Origin of the sequence: Cryobacterium sp. Y82, from assembly GCF_002929495.1 — a bacterium.
Taxonomy (GTDB): domain Bacteria; phylum Actinomycetota; class Actinomycetes; order Actinomycetales; family Microbacteriaceae; genus Cryobacterium; species Cryobacterium serini.
In genome coordinates, this window is the sequence record NZ_PJJJ01000037.1 from 48,496 (window position 1) to 61,085 (window position 12,590).

Sequence of the window (12,590 nt, forward strand, 5' to 3'; positions counted from 1 at the left end):
GTGACTGATCGATCTCGGAGCATCAGATCGCTTCGATCGAGAGACGGTCACGGCTATCGAGGGTGAATCGGCCAACCGCCTCGAGCCTGCGAACCCCGTCGGTGCGTTCCAGGTGCAGCACCAGCCCGATGGCACTTACCGTTTGCCGCGCCACGGCCGAAGCGCTCATCCCGGCGAGTGAACCAAGCGCCTCCAGTCGAGCCGGCACGTCGTCAAGCGAATTAGCGTGCAGCGTGCCCGCTCCTCCGTCGTGCCCGGTGTTGAGCGCGGCGAGCAACTCCCGAATCTCCGACCCCCGGCATTCGCCGAGCACGAGGCGATCCGGCCGCATGCGCAGTGCTTCCCGCAGCAGCGCCTCCAGGCCGATGCGCCCCGCCCCCTCCAGATTGGCCTGCCTGGCCTCGAGGGCCACCACGTGCGGATGCCGAATGCGCAGCTCCGCGACGTCTTCGATCGCGACGATGCGCTCGTCTGCTGGCGCTTCCCCCAACAGGGCCGCCAGCAGCGTAGTTTTTCCACTCCCCGCGGCACCGGTGATGAGCAGATTTTGGCGGCCGTGCACCGCAGCACGCAGCCGATTCAGCCGGGCAGCGCATGCCTCCCCCGTGCCAAACAGTCCGGCGTCAGCGAGTGCACCGAGGCTCCGGTCGGCAGCGTGCGGCAGCCGAATTGACAGCAGGGTTCCCGTGCTCGATACCGGCGGAAGCACGGCGTGCACCCGAATCCCGTCGGCCAAACGTACGTCGACGCAGGGGCTCGCCTCATCGATGTGTCGCCCACCAAGTGCGATCAGGCGCACAGCCAGCTCACGAACCTCGGCCTCACCGAGGTGCCAGGCCGACACGAAGGCGAGGCCATGTCCGGCATCGATCCAGAGCCCGGACTCCCCGTTGACAAACAGGTCCGTGGTGTCCGGAACTGAGGCATAGCTGGCCAGCGGACCCAGCGCGCGCACGTTCAGGCGCTCGCTGCAGCCCGCTGCCGAGGCTGCTGCTGCCGCGTCGGCTGGCGGCAGGGTGCCAGCGGCATCCGGTTTTGCAGTGCGATGCCGAGCTAAATTCGCCGGTGGTGCGACTGGTGAACGTGAAGTGTCCGACCGCGCAGACCAGGGATCTTCCACGGGTGCCGAGGACGACGCTGCAGCAGCCGGCGCGGCAGAAATCGTCTCGGCAGCTGGCACGGCGTAGGACGGAACGGCAATGAAAGGCTGGCCCATGCCTCGACGGTACGGTGAGCCGGCCCGGTGACAGCTTCCCCGGCACAATCCGTGCACAGCCTGTTGGTCAGGTCCGCTGGGGAGGAGCCGCACCAGCATGAATCCACAACCACGAGCCCTGAATCGCTTAAATAGAAGGGGCGGCACCTATTGGGGGGAACAGGTGCCGCCTAGCGTCGCGCAGATTGGGGGGAACCGTACGCGATGCTGGTCAAAACTTTCGTTCAGACATGGTTCAGTTTACGCAGACGTGCTCAGATTGCAAGTCCAATGTCCTCATTTGTGAGGACACTCGGCCGGGGGGTGCAAAATCACCCCGAAACAAGGGTTCATCTCTCAGTTTTTCGTTTGTGTATACAGAGATTGGCCCAGTACCGGTAGTGTTCAGTTGAGCTGGCAATGTCCTGCATGCACGTACCGCAAAGGAGCGAATTACACATATGACGGTTAAAATTGACACCCTCCTGCACGAATCGCGTCGATTCGCGCCCACTGCCGAGTTCGCCGCACAGACGATAGCGACACAGGACCTGTACGCAGTCTCACAGAAGGACCCGGCCATGTTTTGGGCTGATCAGGCGCGCAATTTGCTGCACTGGCACAAGCCATTCACTAAGACTCTGGACTGGACGAACCCGCCATTCGCGAAGTGGTTCGAAGACGGCGAACTCAACGTCGCATATAACTGCCTCGACCGTCATGTTCTCGCCGGCAACGGCGACCGCGTTGCGCTGTACTTCGAGGGCGAACCCGGTGATTCGCGCAGCTACACCTACTCCGAACTGACTACCGAGGTCAAAAAGGCCGCCAACGTGCTGCTCGGGCTCGGCGTCACCGCCGGCGACCGTGTGGCCGTCTACCTGCCGATGATCCCGGAGGCCGTCATCTCCATGCTCGCCATCGCCCGCATCGGCGCCGTGCACTCAGTCATTTTCGGCGGGTTCAGCGCCGAGAGCCTGCGCTCGCGCATTGACGACGCCAACGCCGTGCTCGTCATCACGGCCGATGGCGGCTACCGCAAGGGCAAGATCAGCGCCCTCAAACCAGCCGTCGACGCCGCCCTGCAGACCAACGATTCCTCGGTGAAGAACGTGCTCGTGGTCAAGCGCACCGGCCAGGATGTGCAGTGGAACGACCGCGACATCTGGTGGTCCGACGCAATGAAAACAGCCTCTCCCGAGCACGAAGCGGAGGCTTTCCCGGCCGAGAACCCGCTGTTCATTCTGTATACATCGGGTACGACCGGCGCACCCAAGGGCATCCTGCACACCAGCGGCGGCTACCTCACCCAGAATGCGTTCACCCACCAGAACGTGTTCGACCTCAAGCCTGAAACGGATGTCTACTGGTGCACCGCCGACGTCGGCTGGATCACCGGACACAGCTACGTGGTCTACGGCCCCCTGGCCAACGGCGCAACCCAGGTGCTCTACGAAGGCACCCCCGATTCTCCGCACACCGGTCGCTGGTGGGAAATCATCGAGAAGTACAAGGTCTCGATTCTGTATACAGCGCCGACCGCCATCCGTACGTTCATGAAGCTGGGACGCCAGATTCCGCAAAAGTTCGACCTGTCGAGCTTGCGCGTGCTCGGCTCCGTGGGCGAACCCATCAACCCCGAAGCGTGGATGTGGTACCGCGAGGTCATCGGCAGCAGCCTGACCCCGATCGTGGACACCTGGTGGCAGACCGAGACCGGATCGATCATGGTTTCGGCCCTCGCGGGGCTCACCGAGACAAAGCCCGGCGCCGCGCAGGTACCGGTGCCCGGAATCACCATCGACGTACTCGACGACGACGGCGTGCACGTTGGCCATGGAAACGGCGGGCTGCTCGTGGTCACCCAGCCCTGGCCGGCGATGCTTCGCGGCATCTGGGGCGATCCGGAGCGCTTCAAGGAGACCTACTGGGACAAGTTCGAGGGCACCATCGGCGCGAAGGACGGTCCGCTGTACTTTGCCGGGGACGGCGCTCGGCTCGACCACGACGGTGACATTTGGTTGCTGGGCCGGGTCGACGACGTGATGAACGTGTCGGGCCACCGCCTCTCCACCGCCGAGATCGAGTCATCCCTCGTGGCGCATTCGCTCACGGCTGAAGCCGCCGTGGTCGGCGCCACTGACGAAACCACCGGTCAGGCGGTCGTCGCGTTCGTGGTGATCAAGTTCAGCCAGTCCGAGATCGCATCGCACGAGGACATCGTCAGCATTCTGCGGGCCCACGTAGCCCAGCAGATCGGCGCAATTGCCCGTCCGCGTGACATCTACATCGTCGACGAGCTGCCGAAGACCCGCTCAGGCAAGATCATGCGGCGTCTGCTGCGCGACGCGGCCGAGGGGCGTGACGTCGGCGACGTGACGACCCTCGCCGACACCATGGTTATGAACACCATCACCGCGCAAATGAAAAAGTAGTCAACCACTACCCGCACCGCCAACGACGGCCGTCTTCCATTCGGAAGGCGGCTGTCGTTCGTCCCCCGGCACCGTAACTCCTGCACTGTGACGCCGCAGCAGATCTGGCCCCCTGATTTCACGTGGATGTTTCGCGCAGCCCCCACAAATTGCAGGAGTTATGCACGTTCCCACCCTGAAACCAGCGGGTGGTTCTACTGTGTGGGCATGACCGAAGCAGCGGCACCCGTGCGCGGTCGCCTGGGCCGACTCGATGCACTGCGCGGAGTGGCCGCCCTCGTCGTGCTGGCGCACCATGTGTCCATGACGGTGCCGGAGATCGCCGCCGCCTACGACTCGAGTACCGGCGTCCCGCTGTTTTCCGCCGGGTGGTGGACCACGCTGTCCCCGCTGAAGGTTCTTCTCGCCGGGCCCGAGTTCGTACTGGTGTTCTTTGTGCTGAGCGGCTTCGTGCTCGTGCGTTCCCCGCTGGCCGCCCGCGAGGCCGGGCCACGCTACGACTGGAGCGCCTATTACATGCGCCGCGTGATCCGTTTGGCGGTACCGGTCGTGGTGTCGGTGGGCCTGGCTGTCGTCTGGATTGTTTTGGTGCCACGCACGGTCGGCGCGGCGGGCGGGCCCTGGCTGGCCCGGCAGGACACGCCAGACCTCGGCCTCGGCAACCTACTGCGCGAAGCCAGCATCATCGGCGTAACCCGGCGGCCCGACATCAATCCGCCGCTCTGGTCTTTGGTCTGGGAATTGTGGTTCTCCCTGCTGCTTCCGGTGTTCGTCGCCGTCGCAGCGTTCACCCGCAAACCGGTCAGCGTTCCCATTCGCCGCATTCTGCTCTGGGTCGTCATACTGTGCGCGCTCGCCGGTATCGGCTACGTCACGACGACCCAATCGCTCATGTATCTGCCGCCGTTCGCTCTTGGCGCTCTTCTGGCTGCCAACTATGACGACCCGCAACGCTGCAGCGACCGGCTGGTCGAGAGCGCCAGCGGCCGGGTGCTCGGGTGGACGCTGGCCGCGCTCGGCCCGTTTCTGCTCGTGGCTTACTGGATGCTGCGCCCGCTGACCAGCGGAGGGTGGAGCGACATCACGCTTTCGCTGCGGGTGGTCGGCGCATTTGTGATCGTGGCGACGGTGGCTTTCTGGCCCGCCTCGACGTCGGAGCGGGGCTTGGCCCTTGCGCCGCGGACGCGGCGAACACTCGACTGGCTCGGGTCCGTCAGCTTCAGCCTGTACCTCGTACACTTTCCCATCGTGGTGGCCTTCGCAGTGCTCGCCGGCCCCGCCCACTGGTGGCTGGGCGCCCTCGTGTCGGTGCCACTCAGCCTGGTGGTCGCCCAGCTGATGACGCGGTTTGTCGAGCAACCGGCGCAGGTCTATGGCACGCGAGCCGGGGCATCCGTTTCACAGCGGATGTCCCGGCTCGCGAGCCGCCCGTAGGCGCGGGTCAGCTACGCGAACGCCACGATGAGCTCAACCTCGACCGGGGCGTCGAGCGGCAGCACCGCGACGCCGACGGCGGAACGGGCGTGACGGCCGATGTCGCCGAAGATCTCCACGAGCACGTCGGAAGCACCGTTGACGACGATTGGCTGGCCGGTGAACGCAGGGTCGGAGGCGACGAAGCCCGTCACCTTAACGACCTGGGTAATACGGTCGAGCGACCCGATCACGCTCTTGATGGCAGCGAGACCGTTGAGCGCGGAGGTGCGGGCGTACTCCTGGGCGTCGGCAGCCGGCACGAGGCCGTGACCGTCGCCGACCTTGCCGGTGGCGGGTAGGGCACCAGAGACCATGGGCAGTTGGCCGGCGGTGTAGACGAAACCATTGCTGATCACGGCGGGTAGGTACGCGGCGACCGGCGGCACGACGCTCGGCAGTTCAATGCCCAGTTCGGCCAGGCGTGCTTCGATGTGGGACATAATTACGCCTCTTCCTTAGGGGTGAGCGGGCGCTTGAGGTAAGCGACCAGGCCGCCCTCGGGGCCGGTTACGACCTGCACGAGTTCCCACCCGTCAGAGCCCCAGTTGTTCAAGATGGCGGCCGTGTTGTGGATCATCAACGGCGTTGTGAGGTACTCCCAGGCGGGCATGTGACTCCTATTGAGGCGGGCATTCAGATTTGTCGCTTACGCTCAATTGTATGTCTGCCAAAAATCGAACCGTGAGCGGGGCTCTGGGGGGTTTCCTGGGTTTCGTCGGGATGAGCGCCGTTGCCGGCATTCTCGTGACCGCCGCCGTCGCCCCAGCCGTTGCTCTGTCCGGCATGGCCGCTACGAACACCATCAACGTGTTCGATAGCCTGCCCGAGTACCTGTCCATCGATCGGCTCGCCCAGAAGAGCAACATCTACGCGTCGACGAACGCCGAGGATCCGGTGGGCACCCGCGTGCTTCTGGCCTCGTTCTACGAGCAGAACCGGGTCGATATCCCCTCCGACGCGATCAGCCAGTTCGCCAAAGATGCCGCCATCGCCGGTGAAGACCCACGCTTCATGGAGCACGGCGGCGTAGACATCCAGTCCAGCTTCAACGGGGCAGTGCAGACCCTGGCCGGCGGTGAAACCCGCGGTGGATCCTCGATCACTCAGCAATACGTCAAGAACGTGCTCATTCAAAAGTGCGAGGTGATGACCGACGAAGAGAAAGCCGACGCCTGCTACGACGATGCCACCAAGACGACCGCTGACCGCAAGCTGCGCGAGATGCGCCTGGCCATCGGCATTGAGAAAAAGTACGAAAAAGCAGACATCTTGCGCGGCTACCTCAACATCGCCGGCTACGGCGGAACGGTATATGGCATTGAAGCCGCCGCAAGTTACTACTTCAACACCACCGCGCTCAACCTGACACTGCCGCAGGCGGCGAGCCTGGTGGCGATCGTCAACAACCCGGTCAAGTTTCAGCTTGACCGCCCCGCCAGCGAGACGAACGGCGCCGCCAACGGCTACGCCGACAACAAATCTCGGCGCGACTATATTCTCAACGAAATGCTCAAGTACGACAAGATCACCCAGGTCGACCATGACGCGGCCGTTGCAACACCGATCGAGCCCGTCATCACCGTTCCTAGCACCGGCTGCCAGACCGCCGGCGATAACGCGTTCTTCTGCGACTATGTGACCAAGATTCTCAAGAACGACGTGACTTTCGGTGCCACCGCAGAGGAACGCATCGACAACTTCACCCGCGGCGGGTTCGACGTCTACACGACGCTCGACCTCGACCTTCAGGCCACCGCCGTCGCTGCGCTCAACGCGAGCGTCCCCAAGGTCGTCAACGATTGGAACGTTGGCGGCGTGGTGTCGAGTGTAAAGGTCGGAACCGGAGCCGTTCTCGTAATGACTCAGAACAAGGATTACAGCCAAGACCCCACAGTGCAGGCAACCGGCGCCAATTACACGGGCCTGAACTACAACACCGACTTCGCCTACGGCGGATCGAATGGGTTTCAGCCGGGTTCTACCTACAAGGTGTTCACCTTGGCCGAGTGGCTCAAGGAGGGCCATGCGCTAACGGAGCGGGTCGACTCTCGGCGCAAAGCCAACTGGGGCGACTTTCAAGACAGCTGCCTCGGTGTGCAAAACTGGGATGGCCGCTTTAACCCGCGTAATGACGGCGGCAGCAGTGAATCGAATCCCAATTATTCGGCGTTGCAGTCCACGACCAACTCCATCAACACGGGCTTCATCGGCATGGCCAAGAAGCTCGACCTGTGCGGCATTCGCAAGACCGCCGAATCGTTTGGCGTGCACCGCGCTGACGGGGCCAACCTCGATCAGGGTGCCTCCTCGGTGATCGGTACCAACGAGATCGCACCGCTGACTATGGCGGCGGCCTTCGCTGGAATCGCCAACAACGGCATGACCTGCACTCCGATCGCCATCTCAAAGATGATCAGCTCCGACGGTACCGAATTGCCGATCCCCAAGTCGACCTGCACGCAGTCGGTGGAGCCCGCGGTGGCCGCGGGCATGCAGTACGCCATGCAGACCGTTATGACTAACGGAACCGCCCGAGCGTCCAATGGCAGAACGTCACCGCGCCTGCCGATGATCGGTAAGACCGGAACCACAGACGCCGCCAAGGACACCTGGATGAGCGGTGCGACCACTCAGGTGGCCACCGTCGTCGGCGTGGTGAACGTCGGCGGAAACAACTATAAGAACCAGCGCAACAGTTCCTTCTTCGGCAGACAGGCTTCTGACGTGCGCCACACCATCTGGCCAAAGATTATGTCGGCTGCCAACGCAAAGTACGGCGGAGACGACTTTCCCGAGGCCTCGTCGAGCGTAATCAACGCGGTCGCCGTTCCGGTGCCGGACGTGCGCGGTAAGTCGATGGCCGAAGCCAAGACCACCCTTGAGGCGGCCGGCTTCCTGTTCGTCGACGGCGGCGTAACCAGTTCGGAGATGCCAGCGGGAACCGTGGCCAGCACGGATCCGGCCGGCGGGTCGGCATCCACTCGCGGTGCCACCGTCACGGCACGCTCGAGCGACGGCACGGGGGTCACGATCCCCTCGGTGATCGGCAAGACCGAAGCGGATGCCCGAGGTACCCTCTCCGGCGCTCCCTACGGTTTCACCGTGGCCAAGACCGAACAGCCAACCGCGGACAAGGCGCAGGACGGCAAAGTCATGGCCATCCAGCCCGGCGAGGGAACGGCCGGCCGCCCCGGCGACGCCGTAACCATCGTTATCGGCAAGTACACCCCACCGACGCCTCCGACCACGACCGCGCCCAACTCCGGCGCCAATAACGGCCGGGACGAATGACCGCGCTTCGCCGCCTCGGCGAGGGCGGGCAACTCGTCGGCACGTCGCTCGCGGCAGCCGGCGCGGTTGGCCTGGCCGCCTTCGCCTGGGGCGCGCTTGTGGAGCGCAACCGATTCACGCTGCGTGAGGTGAACGTTCCGGTGCTCGCGCCGGGGTCGACCTCCATTCGGGTGCTGCATCTGTCCGACCTGCACATGGCTCCGTGGCAGAAGAACAAGCAGGAGTGGGTGCGCAGCCTCGCGTCCCTGAAACCCGACCTTGTCGTCGATACCGGCGACAACCTCGGTCATGAAGACGGTGTCAGTGGCATCGAGTATGCCCTCGCCCCGTTCCGCGGCATTCCCGGTGTGTTCGTCAACGGCTCCAATGACTACATCGGACCGCAGGTGAAGAACCCGTTCACCTACTTCGGGGGGCCGTCAAGCCGGCGCACCATTCGCCGGGAAGAACTCGACACCGATGCGCTGCGCCGGGTGTTCGCCGATCTCGGCTGGACCGACATCAACAATGCGGCCGAGGCTCTCGACCTGAAAGACACCCACGTGGAGTTCTTCGGCGTCGACGACCCGCACATCGGGCGGGACCGACTCGACCTGATCACGCGGGCGATCGACGACCTACGGGCCAACGATCCGCTCGGTGACGACGTCTGGCCCGACCCTGAAGAGGCCGCAGCACCGCGCTCCACGCTGACGGTGGGCGTGGCGCACGCGCCCTACCAGCGGGTGCTGAACTCTTTTGTGAACCATGGCGCCCAACTGATTCTGGCCGGCCACACTCATGGCGGCCAGGTCTGCGTGCCGGGTTTCGGTGCCCTCGTAACCAATTGCGATATTCCACGGCGCCAGGTCAAGGGCTTGAGCCTCTGGAACCATGGCTTGCGAACCGCATTCCTGAACGTCTCGGCCGGCCTTGGAACCTCTATTTATGCGCCCGTACGTTTCGCCTGCCCGCCCGAGGCGACGCTGCTCACCCTGACCTCCGCCTAGCTTCAGGCTCAATTCGTCGCCGGAGGGTATGAGCGCCTATACTAATTGAGGCTCACGGGCCATCGGGGTATGGCGCAGCTTGGTAGCGCGCGTCGTTCGGGACGACGAGGTCGCAGGTTCAAATCCTGTTACCCCGACAGCAGTAAATTCGGCGGACAACGCATAATCCCCCACTCCACTCGAGTGGGGGATTTGTTGTAGGATCGCCTGTCGGCACCGGCGTCACTCCTGCCGAGGATCACCGGGAGACCGGCGCGAATGGATCTCCCGCATGACTTCTACGCCCGCCACCCCAACGACGTCCGTCGTTTCACGCCGGGCCTGGCAGGCGCTAATCGTTCTTCTCGCCGGTATGTTCATGGCTCTGCTCGACACGACCATCGTGAACGTTGCATTGCCGAGCATCCGCACGAGCCTCGACGCCAGCGAGGCTACGCTTTCGTGGATCATCTCCGGTTACGCCCTCGCTTTCGGCCTCGCGCTCATTCCAGCGGGGCGGGTCGGCGATCGGTACGGGCACAAATGGGTCTACTTCACCGGCCTGGCCCTGTTCACCATCGCCAGCCTCGCCTGCGGGCTCGCGCAGAATGACCTGCAACTCATCGTCGCCCGCGTCGTGCAGGGACTGGCCGGCGGCGTATTCGTGCCGGCGGTCACCGCCGTCATTCAGCTGATGTTCCCACCGATGGCCCGCGGCAAGGCCTACGCGATCATGGGCTCGGTCATCGGAGTCTCCACTGCGCTTGGCCCCATTGTCGGCGGCCTGATTATCGAGGCCTTCGGCGCCCCGAACGGCTGGCGCCTGGTCTTTTGGGTGAACCTGCCGATCGGCGTTCTCGCCCTGATCGCCACTGTCTTCCTCCTGCCCGGTGGCGCCGCACTCCCGCGAGCGACACCGGTGTCGCGGACGGGCACTGACTGGTTTGGACTCGCACTCATCTCGGCCGGCCTGGTCGCTCTTTTAGTTCCACTGATTGAGGGCCAGGACCAAGGCTGGCCGCTCTGGACCTTCCTTACCCTCGCTGCCGGCGTGCTGCTCGTGGTGGCCTTCGGTGCCTGGGAAGTCTCCGTCGCGCGGCGTGACGGTAGCCCGCTCGTACCCCCTCACCTGTTCGCGCACCCGGCGTTCACCGGCGGAGTCGTTCTCGCACTGGTCTACTTCGCAGCGTTCACCAGCATTTTCTTCACCATCTCCATTCTCTGGCAGGCGGGTCTTGGGCACAGTGCGCTCGATTCGGGCATCGTCTCCATTCCGTTCGCTGTCGGCACGATTCTCGGCGCATCGCAGAGCGACCGACTGGCCAAGCGCCTGGGACGCACCGTTCTCGTCGTCGGCGTAGCCCTCGTCACGATCGGCCTGGTCTGGATCTGGCTGGTCATGCTCCTGACCACTCCGGGGGACCTCACAAATTGGCACCTGCTGCCGCCCCTGTTCATCGCGGGCCTCGGCAGCGGCTTCTTCATCGCCCCGAACGTGTCCTTCATCGTCGCGACCGTCGACCCTACTGAAGCCGGCGGCGCGAGCGGCGTAATCGGCGTGATGCAGCGCGTCGGCAGCGCGGTGGGTATCGCCGTAATCGGCAGCGTATTCTTTGGCACGCTCACGGTCACCGGCCCGGGAGCGGATGCCCTCGCCGCGGCTTTCACCCACAGCGCCACAATGGCGATGGCGGTGAGCGCCGGATTTGCCCTTGTCGCGCTCATGCTCGTCTTTGCCCTGCCGAAACGCGTCGCGGACAACCGCCCGGTCGCAGCCGCCGAGTAGTGCAGAGTTGATCAGTAACCAGGAGGTGTCATGAACGCCATTCGACGACATCGACACAGCCTGCTGCGTGGCGGCGCCCTGTGGATTGTGCTGGCCTACTTTGTGGCCCTCGCTTTGATCGCATTCTGGCCAACGCCCGTCGACCGCAACGTGCACGGGGCGATCGGGGCTTTCGTGACCTGGTTACACGCGCACGGGATGCCAAATCGAGTTGACTACGGCACGATTGAGTTCACCGCTAACATCGCGCTGTTCATTCCGGTCGGCCTGCTCCTCGTGGTCCTGGCCGGGGCGCGCCGCTGGTGGCTCGGCCCGGTGATCGGCGCCCTGATCAGTGCCATGATCGAGCTTGGCCAGCTCGTTTTTCTGCCCGAGCGGTTCGCGACCGTCAACGACGTCGTAGCCAACAGCCTTGGGGCGGTGATCGGCACCGTACTGGCGCTGATCGTGCTTCGTCTCACCCTGGGGCCGTGCCCCGCAGCCCGCCCAATCCAACTTCAATGACTTTGAGATTGGACCGCTTCGATTCTCTCTGCTATCTTCAGCAGCATGGATCGTCGAGGGTTTCTCACTTTGTCAACTGCTGGCGCAGCAACGCTTGGTTTCGGTGCGCTCGGCGCACCCGCCGCGTTCGCTGCCACCGCTCCGAAACTACCGGGAGAGGTGTCGCGCCTCTCCAACGTACTCACCCAGAAGGGTAGAAAGCTCTACGACAACATCGAAGTGGACATCGGCGGTGATCGTGCCCGCCTGTTCATTCCGCAGACGATCTCGATGAACTCAGCGGCCGCTGTGGGTGCCGTCTGGTTCTACCACGCAGCCTCCAGCTCACACAACGCTCTCAACGGTGGCTTCAAGTACCCCGGCGAGCTCGTTGTCGATCAGAACAGCATTGCCATCTGCATCAACGCCGGTGGCACCCAGTACACCAACTCCATCGCCACGACGGCGCAGAAGAACGCGTGGACCTACCTGAACGCGCTGTACACCGTGCGCCGCAATTTTCTGCGCGCCACCTCCTTTGGCGGATCGCTCGGCTGCTACACCTATGGCAAGAAGCTCATCCCGTACATTCGCGGCCTGTACATGGTCAACGGTCTCTACGACAACGAGTGGCTCTACGCCTACGACACCAAAAACCAGGCGCACGTCGGAGACGCCTACGGCAACGACCTCACCCTGATCAAGGGAACCAACCCCGCACGCATCAGTGCGACCCCGTGGACCAATAGCCGGGTCAAGGTGCTCGTCTCCGATGATGCCCACCCCGATAACGTCGTCGTGCCGAGCAGGAACGGCCTCGCCCTGATCAATAAGATCAAGCCGGTCGCCGCCGATGCCCAAGTGATGTATCACACGCTCGCCCACGGGACGCCGGGTTTTGCCCACACCGACATGATCAAAACCTTCGCACAGTGGTCGGTCTGATAGAGAGGGAC

Annotated in this window: 10 protein-coding genes and 1 tRNA gene; 8 read left to right on the plus strand and 3 right to left on the minus strand. The window is 63.9% G+C overall.

Annotation, left to right across the window (positions count from 1 at the left end; translation table 11 throughout):
- Nucleotides 1–22: 22 nt before the first annotated feature.
- Nucleotides 23–1,216, minus strand: a complete 1,194-nt coding sequence (locus tag CXY70_RS15555) for a TadA family conjugal transfer-associated ATPase (RefSeq protein ID WP_104193258.1) — start codon at nt 1,214–1,216, stop codon at nt 23–25.
- A gap of 440 nt (nt 1,217–1,656) precedes the next feature.
- Between CXY70_RS15555 and acs the strand changes: the two genes are divergently transcribed.
- Both acs and CXY70_RS15565 read left to right on the plus strand, forming a co-directional pair.
- On the plus strand, nt 1,657–3,630 hold the full coding sequence (gene acs / locus CXY70_RS15560) for an acetate--CoA ligase (RefSeq protein ID WP_104193259.1): 1,974 nt from the start codon (nt 1,657–1,659) through the stop codon (nt 3,628–3,630).
- Nucleotides 3,631–3,837: 207 nt separating this feature from the next.
- Nucleotides 3,838–5,064, plus strand: a complete 1,227-nt coding sequence (locus CXY70_RS15565; protein WP_158251000.1) for an acyltransferase — start codon at nt 3,838–3,840, stop codon at nt 5,062–5,064.
- An 11-nt stretch (nt 5,065–5,075) separates the two neighbouring features.
- On the opposite strand, the gene CXY70_RS15570 is transcribed toward CXY70_RS15565, so the two are convergent.
- Both CXY70_RS15570 and CXY70_RS18055 read right to left on the minus strand, forming a co-directional pair.
- A complete protein-coding gene (locus tag CXY70_RS15570; protein ID WP_104193261.1) occupies nt 5,076–5,546 on the minus strand; it encodes a RidA family protein in 471 nt (156 codons plus the stop codon).
- Nucleotides 5,547–5,548: 2 nt separating this feature from the next.
- Nucleotides 5,549–5,716 carry a hypothetical protein gene (locus CXY70_RS18055; RefSeq protein ID WP_166806342.1) on the minus strand — a complete coding sequence of 56 codons (168 nt, stop codon included), beginning with the start codon at nt 5,714–5,716 and terminating at the stop codon, nt 5,549–5,551.
- Nucleotides 5,717–5,787: 71 nt separating this feature from the next.
- Here CXY70_RS18055 and CXY70_RS15575 point away from each other — a divergent pair, with 71 nt between their 5' ends.
- The 6 genes from CXY70_RS15575 (at nt 5,788) to CXY70_RS15600 (ending at nt 12,579) form a co-directional block, all read left to right on the plus strand.
- On the plus strand, nt 5,788–8,397 hold the full coding sequence (locus tag CXY70_RS15575; protein ID WP_233205980.1) for a transglycosylase domain-containing protein: 2,610 nt from the start codon (nt 5,788–5,790) through the stop codon (nt 8,395–8,397).
- Entirely contained in the window at nt 8,394–9,386 is a 993-nt protein-coding gene (locus CXY70_RS15580) for a metallophosphoesterase (RefSeq protein WP_104193263.1), read from the plus strand. Before CXY70_RS15575 ends, CXY70_RS15580 begins: the two co-directional genes overlap by 4 nt.
- Nucleotides 9,387–9,449: 63 nt before the next feature.
- Nucleotides 9,450–9,523, plus strand: a tRNA-Pro gene (locus CXY70_RS15585).
- Nucleotides 9,524–9,657: 134 nt separating this feature from the next.
- Nucleotides 9,658–11,151 carry an MFS transporter gene (locus CXY70_RS15590; protein WP_104193264.1) on the plus strand — a complete coding sequence of 498 codons (1,494 nt, stop codon included), beginning with the start codon at nt 9,658–9,660 and terminating at the stop codon, nt 11,149–11,151.
- A 30-nt stretch (nt 11,152–11,181) separates the two neighbouring features.
- The gene (locus tag CXY70_RS15595) at nt 11,182–11,655 is read left to right on the plus strand and encodes a VanZ family protein (protein ID WP_104193265.1); all 474 of its coding nucleotides are present in this window, start codon (nt 11,182–11,184) and stop codon (nt 11,653–11,655) included.
- 69 nt (nt 11,656–11,724) lie between these two features.
- A complete protein-coding gene (locus CXY70_RS15600) occupies nt 11,725–12,579 on the plus strand; it encodes a hypothetical protein (RefSeq protein ID WP_146066157.1) in 855 nt (284 codons plus the stop codon).
- The last annotated feature ends 11 nt before the right edge of the window (nt 12,580–12,590 follow it).